This window comes from Marinomonas mediterranea MMB-1 (assembly GCF_000192865.1).
GTDB classification, from domain to species: domain Bacteria; phylum Pseudomonadota; class Gammaproteobacteria; order Pseudomonadales; family Marinomonadaceae; genus Marinomonas; species Marinomonas mediterranea.
In genome coordinates this window covers 2,048,792-2,068,575 of record NC_015276.1, presented here as the reverse complement: position 1 = coordinate 2,068,575, position 19,784 = coordinate 2,048,792, and the positions used below count along the sequence as shown (strand labels likewise).

The window sequence follows — 19,784 nt, the reverse complement described above, 5'->3', positions numbered from 1 at the left end:
TCTCCTTAAGCTCGCGATGCAACTTTTACGAGCTTAGTATGCTTTGGGTTAAATCTTTTGAGACCTGCTTCCGCAAAATCTACATATATCATTCGCTTTGCACTTTGCTCTTGCCTGACAACAACACCTTCCCCATACTGATCATGCTTTACTTTATCGCCAGCTTGAAGCACATCCAATTCTGAACGCTTTGGCTTTAAAAAAGTAACAACAGGCGCGCCATCGATCTTCGCAAGATACGCCTCAAACATATCAGATTGATCAGACGTAATTGGCTCAGAAAGCTCTTCACCCCAATGTCGACACAACACGCCAGCCGTTCCAGGCCGAGATTCAAACACAAATCTCGACAGCGATCGCTGCGCATATTTTGTGGGCTTATTGCCCGCCGTTAACGTTGTTGTTTCCTTTGCATCAGGACTTTCTAAAATAACCAATCGACGTCTTGCTCGCGTAATCGCAACGTAGAACAAGCGACGCTCAGCCTGCATATTCTTTTTGGCTTGAAGATCAATATCGCTCACATCCTCTTCATAGTATGGAAACCGCCCTTCTCGTAAACCGGGCAACATAACCAGATCAAATTCCAAACCTTTGGATTTGTGAATCGTCATCAGGTGAACACCGCCATTCGCTTGAGAAGCCTGTGACGCTCCAGAGTCATAGCCCTTTGTTTGGTTGCCAGCGTGACAAAGCGACGTTAACGCAGCAAGAATCGAACCAGCATTAGATCCAACCCCTTTTACATAGGCGATAAACGCTTCACAGGTTTCCATTTTTTCTTGCGCTTGAATGTCTTTGCTACTGGTGCTTTCGAAATAGCGATAAATCCCCAGCTTTTCGATGGTGGATTTCAAACCGTCAGCAGGACTCTTGGCAAAAGTGGGTAGCATTCTTAGCCAATCAGCACGCTCTTGCAGTTTTTTCGCTCTCCAGCCTTCTTGCTCGGAAGCAAGTTGCTCGATCAACTGCGGAATGAGATGGGGCGCCTGTTTCGCCTTAGTAATCAACGCTTGTTTCTGCTGATACGCTCCCGCCAATGCTGGCACACTTAGCAGATACTCAACGTCGTTTAATGAAAAAAACACGCTTTGATCTTCAAGGCCACCCGCCATCACTGCAAGATACGACATAAGCATCCGAATTTGACGATTCTCCCAGAGCGGTGAATCACCATGTAATTGATAAGGTATCTGCTTATGCATAAGCGCCAATTGCAATGGCACCATATCACTGTAAAGACGCACTAAGATGGCACAATCTTCAAGCTTATTGCCCTTTTCGTACCAGTCTTTCAATTCGGTTAACGCGGACTTACCAACTAACGGCGATTTCGCGAAGCCGACTTCGGTGCCAGTTCCCCTACCAATCACTAGAGTGTCGTCGCCATTTTCGGAAATAACGCCACTGGCCATAAGACCAATTGCGTGACCATAACGAAAACTCTGCGACAGTTTGTAGGTTGCAACCGACGGAAACTCTTGATCAAACTGGGTTTGCATAATGTCGGGGCTCGCGCCTCGCCACTCGTAGATACACTGCTGGGTGTCACCGACAATCATCCATTGTGCGGACTCTTTATAGAACCCCTTCAGCAATTCAAACTGGCAGGGGTTAATGTCTTGAAACTCGTCGATCAATAAGTATTGATAGCCTGGAACCAACTGCCTCACATAGGCTATTTGCTCCACGTCCATCCTGGATATCGCATCATAGGGATCTTTGAGAAGGTCGCTGAAAAACCGGATGTTAGAACGCTTCCTTAATTTTTCGACTTCGATAAAAAGCTTAGGGAAGAAGCGTCGATCGGCAGACCACTTTAGGTTTTCGTAGACGACATCCTCGCTTTCTACTGAGGCCTTTACATAGTCGAAATAAAGAAGCGCGTCTTCCAACCAATCACGCTCATCTTGAAGTGTGATCTCCTCACCCTGACGTATTAGATTATTGCGCGCCTCTCGAATCAATTTGACGAAAGAGAACTCATCCGTAACAAGCTTTGCTTGTGATAAGACTCCTTTTCGCTCTAATCGATTGCACAAACGCATACCAAAACTGTGAAACGTCATAACATCGGGCAATCGAGCAGATTCCATAACGCCGTTTAGTTGAGCGTACATGCGAGAGGAGAACTCTTCTTGCGCGCTTTTATTAAACATAAACACGCCAATCTGCTCTGGACGCACACCTTTTAGCAAGAGTGCTTTTATCCGCTCTATAAGCGTTGAGGTTTTTCCCGCTCCCGCCACAGCGACGACCTTAGCGTGCCCTGACAAGTTATGCTCTACAACAGCACTTTGCTCTGTCGTAAAACCAAGCGCTGCTGTCATCTCATTATCTATCATGAATTATCTAATTATTTATCTTCAAATAAGTGACCTACCTCACGATAGGCGAGGTGTTCTTTACCTGCTATTTTGGCAATGGACTCACCTCTAATCACAAGACGGCGCTGCAATCGGGCAAAAAGAACGCCATTCGTACGGGCAACCAAAGGATAAGACGATTGATCGACATCATCGTCCGTTAAACTGACAACGTCGCCGATCACCTCTCCTGCCTCAACATTGTCTCCAATGTTTTTCTCATAACAGACGATTCCAGCGCATGGCGCCTTCACCAAATCCATCGCATCAAGCGGATAATAAACCACACTGTCTTTGTGATCCTTCTCCAAAGTATCGTTTAACAAGACGGTGTCTTTGTTTTCGCCCGTCTCAGTCTCAACCACATCCCTCAAAACAAAGTAATCATACAAGGCTTGCGCATCTTGCTCGGCATACGCTTTTGATATGTCGTTCTCGCCTCGTAATTCTAGCGTCAAGGAACGCGCTCCCCAAGGCACCAAGTGTGCAAAATGCGCTTTTAAATGCCGCCAAACACTGACGTTCGTTTCATCAAATGAGTGAGCGCCCGTCTCTAACTCTGACAAGGCCACCTTGGCGCCGATAAGATTGAGCAAAGGTCTGAAATGCTCTTCAAATTCTTGGGCGACATACGCGTGCATGCACGCTTCCCCTGAACAATGTAGATCAAGCACTTCGTCCGCATCCATCGACAACGCCAAGAGGGTTTTCTTTAGACCTTGTAACTCTGTTTGCTCTCCCAGCTGAATCAACTCGTCTTTGATGGCCGCACGAACTAAACGTATGTTTTCCTCTTGATCTTGAGAAATGGTTGAGCGAACTCGCTTTTCCACGCTCTCACCCAGCTGAGGCCAATTGCGATTAAAATTGCCACCGCCTTCGGAAAAAGCAAAGCGCCCTGGAATGTAACAATGAAAGTTTTGCGATAAGCCAATAGGGTTAGCAACGGGAACAACGACAATTTCACCTTTGATCAGGCCTTCTTCATCGACCTGTTTGAGCTTTTTAAGCAACTCATTAAGTACCAAAAAACCCGGCCATTCATCCGCATGAAGTCCAGCTTGGAGATAGACTTTAGGTCGTGCTCCACGTTCGCCAAAATGATGCACTTTAATTGCTCGCTGAGTACCGGGAGTGGCACTTGGCAAGGTGTGTGAGTATATCTGATAAGCCATAAGACCTCGTCTAAGGAACGACTAGTTTCGCATGATGTTCAGCGCTATAAATTGCATACAAAATCTGCATGTAAATCAGGACGCCATCAAGGCGAACGACATCGCACTAAAAACTTCATTAAAACGTGTACTTTATATGGCAGAATATTACGCTAAAATCAGTGCAAGTTCATGATAACGCGATTTTTTATTACGGATTTAAATTCAAATTATCAGTACAAGATTGTAATAATTTAAATCGTCGTTACGTCTAACTTAGGAATTTTTACTTTTCAGGAGATCAACATGCTTAAAACCATCGCCGCAGCCACGCTCAGTGGTGCCCTTTTTCTTTCCGGAAGTTCAGCTTATGCTGATTGGCAAGAGACGGTCGCTGACGCTAAAGGCGAAACGGTTTACTTTAACGCTTGGGGTGGTTCAGACAACATCAATGCTTACATTCAATGGGCAGCCAAAAACATCGAAGACAAATACGATGTCCATTTGAAACACGTCAAACTGACTGATACCGCCAACGCCGTAAATCGCGTCATCGCTGAAAAAGCAGCTCATAAAAATAACAACGGATCGATTGACCTTATTTGGATCAATGGCGAAAACTTCCGCTCGATGAAGAGCAAAGGTTTGCTATTCGGCCCCTTCTCGGAGTCCCTCCCTAATTACAAGGCCTATGTAGACCCCAATGCACGCCAAAGTCTAACGCTCGATTTCGGCACAAGCGTTGATGGAATGGAAGCACCATGGGGAATGGCGCAAGTTATCTTTATGTACGATACCGCCACTCTATCCACGCCACCAAACAGCACGCAAGCATTACTCGAATACGCTGAAAAGCACCCTGGCCGTATTACCTACCCCAGACCGCCTCAGTTTTTAGGTTCGACGTTTTTGAAACAAGCGCTGTACGAATTAACACCTTACCGAAAAACTTTGTCGCAACCTGTATCGACCATAGACTTCGATAAAGTCACTGCACCTCTTTGGCGCTACCTTGACCAATTGCACCCAGTAGCATGGCGAAGCGGATCTTCATTCCCAAACAATTCAGAAGAAATGATACGTCTGTTAGACGATCAAGAAATCGACATTGCATTGAGCTTCGATATTTCCGCTGCGTCGGTTCAAATCGACAAAGGCAACTTGCCAGAGACGGTTCGCTCCTATGTGTTTGAAAATGGCACGATTGGCAACACGCACTTTTTAGCCATACCCTACAACAGTCAGTCATCGGCTGGCGCGCAAGTCGTTGCCAATTACTTGCTTTCACCTGAAGCACAGGCTCACAAACAACACCCTACGGTATGGGGTGATTTGAGTGTATTAGCATACGACAAGCTCAGTTCAGACGACCAAAGCCGCTTTGATAACTTGCCAAAAGGCATCGCTACCTTATCGATTTCAGAGTTAGGTCAAACACTGCCTGAACCACACGCAAGCTGGATGGGCGCATTAGAGAAAGAGTGGCAGAAGCGCTACGCTAATTAATGAGACGCGCGCTTTTTTCGCCCATTTACCTGTTGATAATAGGCCTCTTAGGAACGCCTATTATCATCGGCATATTTGGTATTTTACTGCCTGCTTTTGGTTATTTTCCTGCCCTAGATAGCCATGATTGGACATTGGATTATTGGTACCAACTGTTTCGTTCGCCAAGCTTATCAAGCAGTCTGTTTTTAAGCGTATTTACCGGTGTTACCGCGACGATAATTTCGCTCTGGCTTTCTATCTCATTAATCTCGATGAGTTATCATACGTCGTGGTATGAAAGGCTACAGCGAATACTCTCGCCTATTCTGTCCGTTCCACATGCTTCTATTGCCATCGGTTTGCTCTTTCTTCTCAGTCCATCCGGCTGGCTGCTTCGAATTGTCAGCCCTGATGTAACAGGCTTTGTACGCCCTCCAAACTGGATCACTGTTCAAGACCCGTATGGGTTATCGCTTATCCTTGCGTTAGTGATAAAAGAAACGCCTTATTTATTATTTGTCATCGCCGCTGCACTTCATCAACTCGCCCCTACTCAAGCCTTAGCAACTTGTCAAAGCTTGGGATATTCGAAACTAACCACGTGGCGTAAAGTACTTTTACCTCAGCTTTATCCGCTCATACGGCTGCCTATTTTTATCGTGTTGTCGTTTAGCCTAACCGTCGTCGATATGGCACTTATTGTGGGCCCAAACACACCCTCTACTTTTGCCGTGTTGTTGTTAAACTGGTTTAACGATTCAGACCTTTCCCACCGTTACGTCGCCAGCGCAGGCGCGATTATGCTGGTCCTGCTCATTTTGGCGATCATTGCCGTTTGGGAGCTTGCACGCACGCTGGTTCAAAAAATGGTTCGGTATGAACGTATCAATGGCAAACGCTCTGGGTTCACAGACCTGTTTTTGACTATAGGCGCATTTTTGGGCGCTTGGTCTTTTGTTATTTCATTTCTTTCACTCTTGGTGCTCCCCATTTGGGCGGTCGCGAAGCGCTGGCGTTTTCCTGATGTTTTTCCGAGTCAATTTAGCCTTTCCAACTTAGAACGGGCATGGCCTGTTTTGTCATCGACAACCAGCCAAACATTGATTATCGCCATTTCTTCAACACTGATTGCTTTAGCAATATCCATCTTCGTTTTGGAGCTCATAAGAGCAACAAGACAAACACAAGCCACTAAACATGTACCTGCAAAAGCGCAAACGAAAGCAGAAATACGGAACCTAAACACACGCCATACGACAGAGCAAGACGGTCAAAAGCCGCTACTGGCACTTATGTATTTACCTATTTTACTGCCTCAAATTGGTTTTCTATTCGGCATTCAGGTCCTGCTTATTTCGTTTGATCTTAATGGCCATTACTTATCGGTGATTGTCATGCATTTACTGTATGTACTACCTTATGTTTATTTAACGCTATCTGGACCTTATCAAAGTTTTGAGCACGCCTATTTATTAGAGGCAAACCGACTAAATAAGCGACCAGCTCGAAACTTTTTTTCGATCAAACTGGCCATGCTAAAAGCACCACTTTGTACCGCTTTCGCCATTGGTTTTTCCGTTAGCATGGCGCAATACTTACCCACTTTGATTGCGGGAGAAGGACGCATCACAACCCTCACAACAGAAGCCGTCGCACTGGCAACGAGCGGAGATCGAAAGAAAGTCGGTGTGTTTGCATTAGTACAAATATTGTTTCCCATTTTCGCGTTTGCTGCCGCTCACATTATTCCTACTTACTGGACTCAATGGCGACTAAACACCAAAAACGCATTGCGAGGTTCATTTGTTAGTCGTACGTAATTTTTCACTCCAAGCTGGCGAGAGACAGCTAATCGACGACCTATCATTTGAGGTAAACGAAGGTGATATCTTGACCATTATGGGCGCGTCAGGAATCGGAAAATCCAGTTTGCTCTCTTATATCAGTGGCACCACACCGCCAGCGCTTAAGGCTAACGGCACGCTTTTGCTAAACGACATCGAACTTGTCAGTAAACCGCCTCATAAACGGGACGTCGGCCTTATGCAGCAATCTCCCCTACTCTTCCCTCACATGACCATTGCAGAAAATTTACTTTTCGCCGTGCCCAGCCACTATTCGACGAAAAGTCGCAAACAAAAAGTCATGGATGCAATAAACGACCTTGAACTTCAAGGACACGAAGAAGCGCTACCAAACACCTTATCAGGTGGGCAACAAGCACGCGCCGCGTTATTGCGAACACTTCTTTCTGAACCGAAGTGTCTATTGATCGATGAGCCATTTAGTAAACTTGACGCGACATTGCGCGCGACGACGCGAACATTTGTAAAAGAAAAGGTTAAACACGCAGGCATTCCTGCGATTTTGGTCACTCATGACCCCGAAGATGCAGAATCAATGGGCGGTGCGATCATTCATCTCAGCCATCCAGGTTGATCATTTAAGCATGACGGTTAAGTTGTGGCGTTGCACCAATAGAGGCGGTAAAAACAGAAAGCCAAACACCACGAATTGAAAACTGACAACTGACAACTGGGAACTGAGAGCTGATAACTGGAAACGCAGCATGGATTACGAATTAAGATTGAATAGAGATTGAATCAGTTCTTGGTATAAAGGTTTCAGTGATGCTTTGGTAAAACGATCCACACTAAGCGCTTGCTGCTCTCGCGTGGAGCGAGACTGATGCTCATTCAAGCTTTCAACAGATAGGTCTTCAACAGAGTGTTCTTCAACAGGACATTCTTCAAACGTACCAATCACAGAACGCATGTGACTAACAACGTGACTCGCCTCTACCTCAATATCAGTGTCCGTAGAGTAGGTATACGCACCGCCAAATAACTCTGGATACACTTGCCTATTCGGCAGAACAGGCAGACACCCTAATGCAACCGCTTCCAACACACTCAACCCTTGAAATTCATGAAGTGCCGTGGAAAGAAAAACATCGCCTTCGGACAACACGGTCAGATAATCTTGACGACTTGGCAGGAAGCCAAAATGACAAAGCTCTTGAGCAAATTCTTTTTCGATCACATCGAACTCAGCAGGTTTATCCCTAAAACTCTGCCCCAACACAGACAGTTTGAATTCGACGTTAGCATTTTTTAACGCCCTTAGTGCGGCCAATAAACGATCTGGGCCTTTGTCATACTCCCAACGAGCCGCCCAAATAATATGCGGAACACAATTGGTGCTAGAATGCCCTGAGTGTTCACGCTTTAAATGACAATTAGGTTTAGACAACGAGAGAGCTTTAGCCTGATTAACAACGTCGTTAGCGAGTGGCACTGAGATCACCGTCGACTTATTGCGTAAGATTTCAGGGCAGTTTTCACCTGTATAATCTGGCAGTTTGTTTAGCAGCTTCATCACACCGGACAAAAAGCTATCTCGATTGTATGCACTGTTAAAAACACACGCTTCGGCCGCTAACGCGGAATACAAGGTAACCATTTGCATTTCGACCAACCCTTGCTGCAAATGACTGGCAGGGTAATCGTATTGATTTTCGTGGAAATACAATAGCCATGGCGTCATCGCAAACTGAGGCAAAAACGCCTTCAGCCCAACAACGTCGGTCATCGAGGTGGCGATGACCAAATCGTACTGACGCGATACGATTTCTTTAAACTTGCTCTCAAAAGCAAACCCCAATGCATTCCCTCTTATGCGCCATGAAAAATAATGAGGAGGCAGGGTCGCTTCAAACCACGCCACCTAGGGCAGCATATCTTTTAAGGTATCCGCCCAAGCCTTGTGGCTTTGAGCATGGTAGGCACTGAGAAGCAAAATTTTCATGTTATAAACAGAGTGAGACCTTTGCACGAAGTCACGAGCAAAGCCAAGACGAGGCAAAAATAGACGAAGAAGCGGAGTTTATGCGTTATAAATGAGCATTTTGAGTCTCTTTTTAACACTGTATTGGAGAGCGTAGTCATCGTACAAAGGTCTCAGAGTATTAGAAACTGCGCCATTCAGGTCTAATGGTACAACTGCCATTGTCGGACGACACCCAGAACTCGCCATCTTGAACTGTCACATTCAACTGCATGGTTCTTTCGCACAGCGCTTCCAGTGCCGTGACTTGCTCTTCTTTGAGAGAAAGCGTACGAAGGTTGGAAAAACGAGATAACTTGCTCTTCATTTCCTTCCACCATACTTCCGACTTATCGTGATAGTTGACGATAACAACCGACTTAGATCGACCGCACGCCTTGCGCATCCGTTTCTCGTCTGGCTGACCGAGTTCAACCCAAAGAAGCACTTCATCAGAGAAGTTTTTTTGCCATAAATCAGGCTCTTCTTCCGTACTGATCCCTTTGGTGAACGACAATTGCTCATCGCCCTCTTTCTCATCTGCCAACATGGAAAACACTAACAGACGAACCATCATCCGCAATATGGTCTCAGATGGGTGCAATGCAACCGTTAAATCGTAAGATTGGTAATGATTTCGATCCATGTCCGAGACTTGAATCGACGCTTTATATACAGTGGAATTAATTGCCATGGGGACCTTTACTCGACGCGGTTCTAAGCGCTCTAACTTAGCGTTAACTTCTAAAGTGATAGTTCTACTTCAACATGAAAATTCTACGAAGCATAACTAGAAGGTTCTGCTAAAAAAGAACGCTTGAACAGCGTCTATTATCTATCGAAAATGCCTTGTGAAAGCGAAGCAAGCAAGTTCCAAGCCTTCATAAAGCGCATATTGTAAGTCATTGTTTTTTAATACAACACCAAAGATCAAACAAATGACATTATTTCCTTAAAAAGTAAGGAAGCAGAATGAGGATAGGATACACATAATTTCAACGATCTAGATCAAGCATTCAATTTTTTTACGTTATTTTCATATAAGGCGTTGACATAAAGCACTAAATATTGCTCAATATATGTGCTCCCAGAGCACATTACACGGAAGCATTCACTAATAGTGAGCACTCAGTGAGAGTCCACTCAAGTGATGCGATATTAACGCAAGACATTAGGAGGCACGCAAAGATGAAAAACACCTTTTCCATCATTCATTGTGTCTCTATGTATATTAAGCAAATTCGATCCAATCGACTTTCTTATAAAACGCGTTTAATGTCTGTGTAATTACCACATCATTGATCGCGGAATTTACGCGGTCAACCTATCTTTATAAAAATACCTCGTAAGTTCCGTTTAAACTTCTATTTTGGAGAAACTTATGAGCATTATCGCCCTTTTTAACCTAGCAAAAGAATACTTTGTTCGTCGTCAATACGAAGCTACCTTCAAGCATCTTGATAACCACAGCTTGAGAGATATCGGCTTTCACCGCGAAGATGGACGTATCAGACCTCTGTCTGGCAATGCAGATGACCAAGTAGACACATTGGAGACAGTTAAAGCACCGCCAAGCCGTTTACCGTTAGATGGTTAACTAAAGCGCAATACTAACGGATTCAGTATTGCGCGAAATCAAGGTAAGGACGCGACACAGGACATGGTAAGAATGCAACTTAACATGTCCTCGTTTTAGTTTTCGAACCACTCATTTCCCTAATGAGCAGAGAGCAAAAAAGACGCTACTCACTAAAACCATAGTTTCGATTGCGAGCCATCGCGGCTTCAATATTCTCCACTGCTAAGTCCAATGCGATTTTAGGATCGACACCCCCAAAAATATCAGACATCGCTTTTCGATAATGTACTGAAATAGCAGTATAAGCGGGGGTCGCTGGGCGTGGTTTCGCATACATCTTAGACATTTCAAACACCCCTCTCCACTTTCCGCCTTTGGCATACTCCTTCGTTAACTCCGCAGCCGCCTCAGACGTTGGAAACAACGAAGCCGTTTCTGACACTTTGGCAAGTTCGTCTGGCAATAACAAAAAAGACAGAAACTCTTTCGCCCCTTCGGTATGCTCACAGCTGCTGGTAATCGCCCAATGCCATGAACCACCACCAATCACGACACCGTTTTCTAGATCCGGCGCAGGCAAAACTGCCAAATCTTCACCAAATTCCGCCTCCAAGTCTTTTAGCATCCAAGACCCAGAGTAAAGCATTCCAACTTTTCCATCAATGAAGGCATTGTCATCAAGATACTCTGTCGGGATAAAACCCTGCGATTTTAAAATTTGAAGCCAAGATCCAAAACCAACCGCTTTATCAGAGTTAAGAACGCCCTCAACGTCAACGTAGGTATCTCGGTCGATTAAATCCGCCCCCCAGGATTGCATAAGTGGCGCCCATGCATAAGAGATCCATTCTGTTTTATCGTGCGCACGCAAATCAATCGGGTATTCAAACTCACCCAGCTCTTTAATCACACTCAACGCCCATTCGAACTCGGGTCGATCCCATGGTTGATCAAACGTTGGAATCCTGAGCGACAACTCTTCTAATAATGACTTACGCGTATACATCACAAGGGATACATCAAATTGTCCTACGGAATAAACGCTAGATCGATACCGCCCTTTTCCAGACTCATTAATTGAATTCAGTAAGTCACTTTTAATCAGGTTATCAAGGGGAGTTAACACGTCTTTCCACGCAAAGTAAGGCACTAAAGGTTGATCTATGTCGATAATGCAAGGTAGCAAATTTGCTCCCGCCGCCGCATCGATCGATTGGATATACGCTTTTTCAGGAACATAGTCCGGCACGACTTTCCAGCGCTCTTGGCTCTCATTAAAGCGTCCAATGGCCGCAAGAGAGGCCTTCATCTCCGCCACACCCGCCACATGACGCCAAAGCGAAATCTCAGTCGGTGCCGCCAGCGCACAAGACGAGAACAGAGCACCCAAAGCAACAAACATGGGTGCCATCCGTTGATACCTGCTTATCTCAGATCTCTGCATATTTAGTATGCCTAACTGTCTTTTATACTGTAGCGCGTTAGTGCTTGAGGAGAGCCATATTCCATGTTTTCGGAACACTTTTTAGCAAGCTCTTCGATTCGTATAGGCGCATCAAAATAGTACCCCTGCGCAAGATCGCAACCCATATCTGTCAGCTTGTTTAATTCTTCAATCGTTTCCACACCTTCACTCACAACACGCGTTCCACAAGACTGCCCAATCCCAAGAATCATACGAACAAGCATTTCCGTTTGATGATTTTCAAGAAATTGATTCACAAAAGCGCGATCGATCTTGATTTCGGTGAGCGGAAGGTTATTGATGTAGCTCAACGACGAATACCCTGTCCCGAAATCATCCAAAGACAACCCGAAGCCTGCCTCTCGCAGTTCAGTCAAATAAGGCTGTATGTTCTTTAAGTCGCTAATTGGAATATTTTCCGTGACTTCAAGCGTAATGCGGTCCGTATCGATGCCTATTTCCTGACACATTTGAACCAAACTCATACCGAAGGACGGATCGAATATTTGCAATGGCGACACATTAAATGACAAGGCAATAGCCTCTTTGCCATTTGGGAATTTCTCGATCAGCCCTTCACAAGCTTTCCTAAACAGGTAAAAGCCAAGTGAATGAATCAAGCCAATTTCTTCCGCAATCGAAATAAAGGTTTCTGGCGAAACAAAACCGAGCTTTTCATTCTTCCATCGGGCTAATGCCTCGACACCATAGAGCTTATTGGTTTTTAAATCGATTTGTGGCTGATAGCAAATATACATCTCGTCACGTTTAATGACCCGTACCAGTTCGTCTTCAACCGTCATTCGATATTTTATTTGCTCACTGACACTGTCATCGTAGAATAAAATGCTTCCCTTCTTCGTGGCTTTGACCCGATAAAGCACAGTGTCCGCTTGCGAAATCAAGGTTTCGGCATCATCGCTGTCTTCGGGATACATAGCAACACCGATACTACAGCTCGTTGTTAATACTCGCCCTTCAATAATAATCGCGTCAGCAAGCAAGTTTTGAATATTGATCGCTATTTGCTGTGTCTCTTCCGCACTTTTTATAGTGGGAAAACAGAAAATGAACTCATCTCCACCAAAACGTGACACCAAATCCCGAACCCCAATCAAGGATTCAAATTTGCGACTGACCACCTCTAACAGCTGGTCTCCCACGCCATGGCCATACAAATCATTCACGTTTTTAAAGTTATCGAGGTCAACAAACATCACCGCCAAACGGGATTTCGTGTCTCTTGCGTAGGCGACCCCCATGTTGATCTCTTTAATCAATGAAACACGGTTGGGCAAGCCGGTTAGCTCATCATGGAGCGCCATGTACTCCATTTTGTTTTTGGTCTTATTCAGTTCATTAAAGTCTTTCGTGATACGCGACTGGAACATCTCGAAGCGTCGCGCAATGAGGTTACTCACATAGAGAGAAACGACGATCAGAAGAACAGTGGAAATCAACGTCAGCACCACCAGCTTAGAAAGGCTTTCGCGGTTAAATGCCTCAAGCTGTTCTTCTTTTATTTTTAAATACTTTTCAAAACTTCCTGTACTGAACCCCGTACCAATTATCCAATCCCAACCGTTTACTTCGCGAACGTAACTGACTTGCTCTAACTGTACTTTACCACTCAGTGTCAGTGGTTTTTGAAAGGTAATAAAACCTCCACCATGAGACACTTGCTCTAACATCTGCTCAAGAAGGCCCTGGGCTATTTTCTTACCAACTTGTAAGTCCAGCCCCATAAAATCATTGTGATGCAACGACAGCAAGGTGCCGTCTTTTTTATTTATGACAAAGAAGTAGCCGTTTTCGCCGTATTCGTACTCACTGAACCAATGCAAAAGGCGCTGCTTGGTATCATCTAAAGCGTCACTTAGATATTCACCTGTCCCAATCACCCATTCGTACGGTTCAAATTCTTTAACAAACCCCAATTTACTCCAATCATGATCCAATGTCGCACCCGGTTTAGGAAAGCGCCATTGCAAAAAGCCTTCGCCTCGTTTTTGCGCAACGTTAACCAAATCGCGGCCAAAATAGTCACCATGACTATCAACCGAGTTCCAGAGGCTAGTACCTTCCAGCTCTGGCTGAACCCCATGCATGACATTATTGGCATAACGGTTCAGTACAAAGTAGTACCCTCTTCCGTTAAAGAAACGAATAGGACGGAGCGCTTCTGAGATCAGCGCAGAAATCTCTTCTTTTGATTTCGCTCGATTGTTCGCGTAAATGTGATGAGCAATCCCATACGCTTCATAAACACGTTGTTTCGTGTTCATTTCGAGCTGAGATCGTATATTGGACTTTTCAACGATAAGTTGTTTGTAAACCTGATGAACTTGCGAACGCACCACTTCACGTCGCTGATTAAGCAACTCTTCTCGTAGGCTGTTTGTGCTGTGTAAGGCTTTTTCGCGGTTGTCTTGAATTGCAATAATATTTACGGAAATAGAAAACAGACACACCACGGCGACGGGTGCATAACGAATTAAAGTGATTAGCTTCTTATTGTCGAGTGTCGACATTACAACTTAATCCCGAAACCGTATTTCCTCAAGTATAGTCCATTGCACTTAAGCACATATAGTCTTCATAAGTTAAATTTCAGCACCAAAACGTAACAATCCGAAAATAAATTGCGTTAACACAACAAAATTGACGTAATTTCTACCTCATTGAGCTTCAAGCAGAATTCGTAGTTGGGACTAAAGCAGTGAGAGAAGGCGTTAGAAAGACGTGTAGTGCTCTTGAAACAGATCGCATTTTAGGTCACAAACCGATGATAGTACGCTTGGCTAAAGTGGTTTTAAGCGCGTTAACTTATTTGCTAAAGCAGCCATAGAGTTCTTACAAAAAACACGCTTTAGATAACGAAGGTTGTATGTGTGAGTAAGGAATGTCGTTCTCTTCTTATGAAAACGACATTTTGTATATAAAGCCTTGTGTTTATTGGGCGAGAGCATAGTGTCTTAACAATTCTATGGCGCATGTTGGCGGTAAGTCACATATCTTTTTTGATGGATAAGTTTTATTCACGCACAAAAAACCACCCGCAGGTGGCATTTGTAAAGGAGTTAAACTCAATTAGTCTCTTGTATAGCGCCATGACGACCAACCTACACTCTCAGATATCAAAGGTTGTTAGGCATTACCACACAAATCTGAATTTACCAATTTCCAACATCAAGAGTGACGTGAACTATCTAATTTGGCCATCCGATAAGGGGTGGTTTCCTCATGACGTTTGCGGCGACGGCCTACTTCTTTGCCATATTTTCGATGATGGCCTTTACCGCTTTTCCTAGCAGCTGCGCCCAGATAGAACCTGGGTTCCGATCGAAGATACTACGATCTAGCCCCCAAGGCTCCAACGGACCGACCGAGGTACGCATTAGGAAGTCAATCGTTTCGTTGCGCACTTTCTCTTTGTATGCTTCGATCTCCTGTGTCACTTTTGGCTTATCCTTGCCAGGGAACATAGGTACGTTGCCAGAAGCTACTTTCTTACCCGTCCAGTTGTCCTTAGCTGTCACGGTTGCACCAAACTGCATGTAACCGCCACTTTGGGTTTTGACTTCGATCTCACCTATACGCCATTCCAGAACTTGCTGCGCGGCTAGTTTAATGTATTCAACGTAGTTGCTCTTGCTGTTTTCAAATCGATCTTGATTTACCTGTTGATTTTTTTCAGTATCATGGTCTTTACCAGCCTTAACTAGTAGCGACAGAACCAAGGTCTCCTGAAGGGCCAGCATAGTGATGAAAGGTAAGGTTTCAAACCAATCACGTCCACTATCTGACATTCCTTGGAACATACCGCGAAAGGCATCAAACTGGCCCGCTAAGGAGATCAGAGCTGTGTATTGGGTTTGTCCTTCGTAATTCGCTGCATTCTTGAAACCATCCCCCAGTCCGTCATTAATACCGCGCATGGTTTTTATTTTTTCTTCCATGATGCGGTTGTTTATCTCACGTTTGACCTGTCCCTCGACCTGCTCCCAAACAGAACGGCGATCTTCGGTTAGGAAGCCCAAGATTGGCCCCAGTACTTGCCCTACGACGGGGATTTTAGAAACAGCTGCAATAGCTAATTTCTTCATTATCGCTTCGACTTGTTCGTCGGTGATTGTTAGTCCGTTGGCACCTGCTCCTACTATATTGGCACCACCAAGTGCTTCAATCTCCTCATCCATGGTAGAAGGCTCCCCCACCACATCGTATGTCACACCGTTGTTGGTTACTTCGGTATATATCTCTTGCGTCATGCTGTGCCTCCTTAAGGCGCTAAACTATCAATCCTAAGCCATATGATTACATTTATTAAAATCAAGAGCTTCATTAGCATCGCGCAGTAAGAATAAAAAAACAAGCGCATGGCGCCAAGCCATACATGGGGGTGGGGGACAAATCGTCGCTCATTGATCGGATATCAGAATTTATCAGGGTACACATGTTAATATCCTTGAAAGCACTGACATCTCAAGATAAATGTCCCAATAATGTTTAATATTATATTCTTCAAACTGAAGTTTCTATTTTACCCTTCTCCAAAGTATCAGCTTGTGACGCTTTTGACGCGTATGTCGTGGCTGGTGAATTTGATGCCGACTTCGTCGCTGAGGCTTTGATACCAACGCTCTACTGTGCGTATGGCATAGGGTTTGTCGCCGTTGGAAGAGAAGATATAGTCGCCGTGCTTTGGCAATGTATGTATCAGGTCGTAAGCGTGTTGGGAGATCGGGAGCCGGTTCTTGGCGTTTTCTTCGGGAATGCTCCACTCCAATCGCGCGTTGGAAAATGACTTCCATTCTGCGAGCGATGTCTCCCCTATTCTGGTTGCGTTGAGCAGCTGCGTCATGAAGAACAAGCATCTTATTGGCTGGCAGACTTACATAGGAATAAGCCATACATCATCAAATGTTATATAAAGGCGTCACCATAAAGAGTCATTTAGTAACCCGTCAAAATAAGATTTAAGCTGCTTTTCAAATACCGCTGAAATACAGGCGGGAAAAGCATCGCTTAATCCTGTAATTTTATGACATAATTAGGCTATTCTTAGTGGCGTGCTCTTTGCTTAAGACAGAAGCATTTTCATACTATTGCTCCGCCTGTCTGAGTGTTCCGTGGCGTCCAATACATCCTATGCACTTTTTGCCGAATTCGATTTTATTATTTAATGCAGACAACAACCGAAACACCCAAGTAGCTCTCCTTTTTCTGGATCAAGCAACACGATCGACAGACGACTCTCTATCGCTCCAATGCTCGATTGAACCAACACAAAAACAAATCTATATATTTCAACAACTTAACCATAACCCCTTTTTTCTTTAGCAAATTTTAAGCAAACCAGTCTTCGATACCTCTCTTTTTATACCTATTTCAATACCCTTTTTAAGATAGTGCACACCAGTGATAGAATGGCAGGCTGATACAGTTTAAGAACACTAGGAACGCACATTGAAGATTTTACCGGATGAGATGTTAGATCAATTAAGCGTTTTGCTTGAAGGCTTTGAGCAAAATGCGGTCGAAAGTATGGTCTATGTAAAACGTACACAAGGATGGACACCGGAGACTATTGCGGCACGATTCTCAAATATTGAGCCGGGACTTCTAAAGCGATATTTTCAACCTCGATATTCGACAGTTCGTCCGCTTCACTTTATCGCGGCCTTTAGCTGGATAACCATGTTACCCATGACATCTTTCTATCGCGGCGCAAGCGTTAGGGAAGAGTTTCGCGGAATGGATTCATCTGCTGTTGAAGCTCTTATAAACATCGGCAGAATGCCCCATGAACAGTTCGATGTTGTCCTTAAATGTATCCACCTTTACCTTGATGATGAAGGCAAACACGCTCTCGATACACTTGCACAATCATTACCTCCCCTAACGAACAACATTGATACTGAATATGCAGCCCCAATCGTCATTGATTTAAAGACATTTGGTGACAGTTACTACCGCGCTTTAGCAAAATATGGCAAAGAGTTTCGCTCTGAACATAAATTGAGTAAATCAACGATGGCGAAGGTGCTAGGGCTATCACCCTACAGCTACAGCGTATTAGAAGATGAAGACAACCCTCAACCTCTTTCGATACTTGTTGGGGCTCGTATGAAACTTGGCTTCCAGCTCTCGGATCACTTTTCCTTTACCCAACATATGATCGAGTATAGTGAGTTTCATAAGTTTAGAGGGGAGCAACATGTTCGTGACATGCTGCTCGTTGATTCTTTACGTAGACTTCCAAAAAAGCAAAAGCCTTACGTCATAGAAATCATTAAAGGCGTAGCGACTGCTTATGCTAACTCGCTAACTGCTTAAACTCTTCTGTTGTTCTGATTTGATTTTTCGCTAAAGCGATAAGCGCCTGAGCGAGCTTTTCAGGTTGCTGTAGATGCAATAGATGATCAGCGTCTTTTAGAACAACATAGTGAGCGTTCTGTAATTGATCTGCAAAGCCCTTCGTTATCTTAAGCGTTGCATAAGGGTCGTGCTCACCCACGATCACAACAGCTGGCATAGAGACCGCCGCTAAGTTTGTCGGTTTATGCGCTAACAGTCGTATACTATTTTCAATAAATGAAATTGCACGATAATCATCATACTTTGAAACGCTTCGAATCACCGAGCGTCTAATAACATCGTTCTTTGGAATGGTATCTTTATCAACTGTTAGCACATTCACAAACGTATTAGCAAATGTCTTTCTATCTCTTCTAGCGGCCGCAATTACATCGATCGTTGCCATCCGGGCTGATTCGGGTATACCAGGTACACCGCAAGCGACAGAGAGAGACTTCACGCCATTCCAAATATCACACAGCTCAACACCAATCGCAGTACCATAAGAAACAGCAAAAATGTGTGCCTCTTCAACACCTAAGCATTGAATAAGGTCTAAAACCATTTTCGATTGCTCTCGAATAGTAACTGTTCCTGAGAGCACCGCATTCTCTCCAGTACCCGGTGCTTCTATAACAATGGTGTTCAAAGTACGTGCAAAATACTTAGAAAAAAACTCAACAGTAGCGATTTCTTGCAAGGCTCCCAACAGAAATATTCCATAGTTATCAGAGCCTTCACAGCCGTAAATTGCATAGCGATACTCAACACCACCTAAATTTAATGTTTTATACATATAAAAACCCCTAGATTTTAACATCTATCTCATGTAGTTTTGGTTTATAGCAATGGTTTTCAAAAACCAGTGTTTTTTTAAACGGACAAAGCCTACAGATTTATGGGTTATGGAACATGGAGATAAGGAAATATGGTCGACAACTACGTCAAAATTGACTCTCCGCACGATGACGCTCTTAAGTATTCTCAGCAAGCTATAGCACTCACCGTCCTACTCTCGAAAGACAGCACATTAGAAGAGATCACGCCAAAAATTCGCAACAACGCACTGTGCTTACTAATGGACCGACTTGAGAACCTTGAGCAAGCCATAGAGAGAATACCCAATGTCTGACAAGCGCCCTTTTATAAAGTACCTACTCGAAAATAGAGGCGGCTGGATGTATTTGGCGTGGCTTATAGTGTGCTTTGTGGTCGTTTTCCTATCAGTTTGAGGAACTACAACCAAACTTTCGTTTTTGTGATTAAAGCTAATGCCTTTTAGCAGCTAAAAGTGATAAATTCGTATTTCACTTTTAGCCTAGGAAGGGCTTCTACAAAGTAAAAGGACGAATCATGGATAACTTGAACCTGCTAGAACTGCTCGAAGCAATCGAACACATCACACTAAATGACATCGCTCAGCTACCTGAAGATCGTCAGCACCTAATCGTTGAACATATTGAACAGTTACGAGACCAACTTAAGCCACTGAACTTAGAATCAACAGTAACTATTCAATAAAAACGTTGTCCTGAGCAATTTCGCTG

General features: G+C 44.2%; 16 protein-coding genes. 7 read left to right on the top strand and 9 right to left on the bottom strand.

Going from position 1 to position 19,784, the window contains the following annotated elements; translation table 11 throughout:
- Window positions 1-5: 5 nt before the first annotated feature.
- Window positions 6-2,345 carry an ATP-dependent helicase gene (locus MARME_RS09500; protein WP_013661046.1) on the bottom strand — a complete coding sequence of 780 codons (2,340 nt, stop codon included), beginning with the start codon at window positions 2,343-2,345 and terminating at the stop codon, window positions 6-8.
- Between the two features lie 11 nt (window positions 2,346-2,356).
- The gene (locus MARME_RS09495) at window positions 2,357-3,541 is read right to left on the bottom strand and encodes a succinylglutamate desuccinylase/aspartoacylase family protein (protein ID WP_013661045.1); all 1,185 of its coding nucleotides are present in this window, start codon (window positions 3,539-3,541) and stop codon (window positions 2,357-2,359) included.
- 285 nt (window positions 3,542-3,826) lie between these two features.
- Here MARME_RS09495 and MARME_RS09490 point away from each other — a divergent pair, with 285 nt between their 5' ends.
- From MARME_RS09490 to MARME_RS09480, 3 genes are read left to right on the top strand one after another with little or no spacing between them, the layout of a single operon-like run.
- Window positions 3,827-5,026, top strand: coding sequence for an ABC transporter substrate-binding protein (locus MARME_RS09490; protein WP_013661044.1), 1,200 nt, complete (start codon window positions 3,827-3,829; stop codon window positions 5,024-5,026).
- Entirely contained in the window at window positions 5,026-6,828 is a 1,803-nt protein-coding gene (locus MARME_RS09485; protein WP_013661043.1) for an ABC transporter permease, read from the top strand. Before MARME_RS09490 ends, MARME_RS09485 begins: the two co-directional genes overlap by 1 nt.
- Complete coding sequence (locus tag MARME_RS09480) at window positions 6,812-7,447, top strand: ATP-binding cassette domain-containing protein (RefSeq protein WP_013661042.1); 636 nt, start codon at window positions 6,812-6,814, stop codon at window positions 7,445-7,447. Before MARME_RS09485 ends, MARME_RS09480 begins: the two co-directional genes overlap by 17 nt.
- Before the next feature lie 135 nt (window positions 7,448-7,582).
- Here the strand turns inward: MARME_RS09480 and MARME_RS09475 are convergent, their stop codons facing one another.
- Complete coding sequence (locus MARME_RS09475) at window positions 7,583-8,734, bottom strand: tRNA-queuosine alpha-mannosyltransferase domain-containing protein (RefSeq protein ID WP_083799763.1); 1,152 nt, start codon at window positions 8,732-8,734, stop codon at window positions 7,583-7,585.
- 241 nt (window positions 8,735-8,975) lie between these two features.
- Window positions 8,976-9,527, bottom strand: a complete 552-nt coding sequence (locus MARME_RS09470; protein ID WP_013661041.1) for a YaeQ family protein — start codon at window positions 9,525-9,527, stop codon at window positions 8,976-8,978.
- A gap of 687 nt (window positions 9,528-10,214) precedes the next feature.
- Between MARME_RS09470 and MARME_RS09465 the strand changes: the two genes are divergently transcribed.
- Window positions 10,215-10,430 carry a DUF1127 domain-containing protein gene (locus MARME_RS09465; protein ID WP_013661039.1) on the top strand — a complete coding sequence of 72 codons (216 nt, stop codon included), beginning with the start codon at window positions 10,215-10,217 and terminating at the stop codon, window positions 10,428-10,430.
- Window positions 10,431-10,575: 145 nt separating this feature from the next.
- Here the strand turns inward: MARME_RS09465 and MARME_RS09460 are convergent, their stop codons facing one another.
- From MARME_RS09460 to MARME_RS21835, 4 genes are all read right to left on the bottom strand, one after another.
- Complete coding sequence (locus MARME_RS09460; RefSeq protein ID WP_013661038.1) at window positions 10,576-11,823, bottom strand: ABC transporter substrate-binding protein; 1,248 nt, start codon at window positions 11,821-11,823, stop codon at window positions 10,576-10,578.
- A gap of 44 nt (window positions 11,824-11,867) precedes the next feature.
- Window positions 11,868-14,408, bottom strand: a complete 2,541-nt coding sequence (locus tag MARME_RS09455; RefSeq protein WP_013661037.1) for a bifunctional diguanylate cyclase/phosphodiesterase — start codon at window positions 14,406-14,408, stop codon at window positions 11,868-11,870.
- Between the two features lie 732 nt (window positions 14,409-15,140).
- A complete protein-coding gene (locus MARME_RS09450; protein WP_013661036.1) occupies window positions 15,141-16,148 on the bottom strand; it encodes a hypothetical protein in 1,008 nt (335 codons plus the stop codon).
- Window positions 16,149-16,438: 290 nt separating this feature from the next.
- Window positions 16,439-16,741, bottom strand: a complete 303-nt coding sequence (locus MARME_RS21835) for a site-specific integrase (protein ID WP_041647858.1) — start codon at window positions 16,739-16,741, stop codon at window positions 16,439-16,441.
- Window positions 16,742-17,346: 605 nt separating this feature from the next.
- On the opposite strand from MARME_RS21835, the gene MARME_RS09440 reads away from it, so the two are divergent.
- Window positions 17,347-18,216 carry a hypothetical protein gene (locus MARME_RS09440; RefSeq protein ID WP_013661035.1) on the top strand — a complete coding sequence of 290 codons (870 nt, stop codon included), beginning with the start codon at window positions 17,347-17,349 and terminating at the stop codon, window positions 18,214-18,216.
- Here the strand turns inward: MARME_RS09440 and MARME_RS09435 are convergent.
- Window positions 18,197-19,033 carry an alpha/beta fold hydrolase gene (locus tag MARME_RS09435; RefSeq protein ID WP_013661034.1) on the bottom strand — a complete coding sequence of 279 codons (837 nt, stop codon included), beginning with the start codon at window positions 19,031-19,033 and terminating at the stop codon, window positions 18,197-18,199. The two genes, MARME_RS09440 and MARME_RS09435, sit on opposite strands and share 20 nt — an antisense overlap.
- Before the next feature lie 132 nt (window positions 19,034-19,165).
- Here MARME_RS09435 and MARME_RS09430 point away from each other — a divergent pair, with 132 nt between their 5' ends.
- A complete protein-coding gene (locus MARME_RS09430; protein WP_013661033.1) occupies window positions 19,166-19,369 on the top strand; it encodes a hypothetical protein in 204 nt (67 codons plus the stop codon).
- Between the two features lie 221 nt (window positions 19,370-19,590).
- Window positions 19,591-19,758: a hypothetical protein gene (locus MARME_RS22285; protein ID WP_013661032.1), complete on the top strand. Its 168-nt coding sequence runs from the start codon at window positions 19,591-19,593 to the stop codon at window positions 19,756-19,758.
- The last annotated feature ends 26 nt before the right edge of the window (window positions 19,759-19,784 follow it).

Coding starts and splice junctions, on each gene's coding strand:
- MARME_RS09500 (WP_013661046.1), bottom strand. CDS start 2,345: ATGATAGATAATGAGATGACAGCAGCGCTTGGTTTTACGACAGAGCAA.
- MARME_RS09435 (WP_013661034.1), bottom strand. CDS start 19,033: ATGTATAAAACATTAAATTTAGGTGGTGTTGAGTATCGCTATGCAATT.
- MARME_RS09460 (WP_013661038.1), bottom strand. CDS start 11,823: ATGGCACCCATGTTTGTTGCTTTGGGTGCTCTGTTCTCGTCTTGTGCG.
- MARME_RS22285 (WP_013661032.1), top strand. CDS start 19,591: ATGGATAACTTGAACCTGCTAGAACTGCTCGAAGCAATCGAACACATC.
- MARME_RS09450 (WP_013661036.1), bottom strand. CDS start 16,148: ATGACGCAAGAGATATATACCGAAGTAACCAACAACGGTGTGACATAC.
- MARME_RS09490 (WP_013661044.1), top strand. CDS start 3,827: ATGCTTAAAACCATCGCCGCAGCCACGCTCAGTGGTGCCCTTTTTCTT.
- MARME_RS09495 (WP_013661045.1), bottom strand. CDS start 3,541: ATGGCTTATCAGATATACTCACACACCTTGCCAAGTGCCACTCCCGGT.
- MARME_RS09470 (WP_013661041.1), bottom strand. CDS start 9,527: ATGGCAATTAATTCCACTGTATATAAAGCGTCGATTCAAGTCTCGGAC.
- MARME_RS09455 (WP_013661037.1), bottom strand. CDS start 14,408: ATGTCGACACTCGACAATAAGAAGCTAATCACTTTAATTCGTTATGCA.
- MARME_RS09430 (WP_013661033.1), top strand. CDS start 19,166: ATGGTCGACAACTACGTCAAAATTGACTCTCCGCACGATGACGCTCTT.
- MARME_RS09485 (WP_013661043.1), top strand. CDS start 5,026: ATGAGACGCGCGCTTTTTTCGCCCATTTACCTGTTGATAATAGGCCTC.
- MARME_RS09465 (WP_013661039.1), top strand. CDS start 10,215: ATGAGCATTATCGCCCTTTTTAACCTAGCAAAAGAATACTTTGTTCGT.
- MARME_RS21835 (WP_041647858.1), bottom strand. CDS start 16,741: ATGACGCAGCTGCTCAACGCAACCAGAATAGGGGAGACATCGCTCGCA.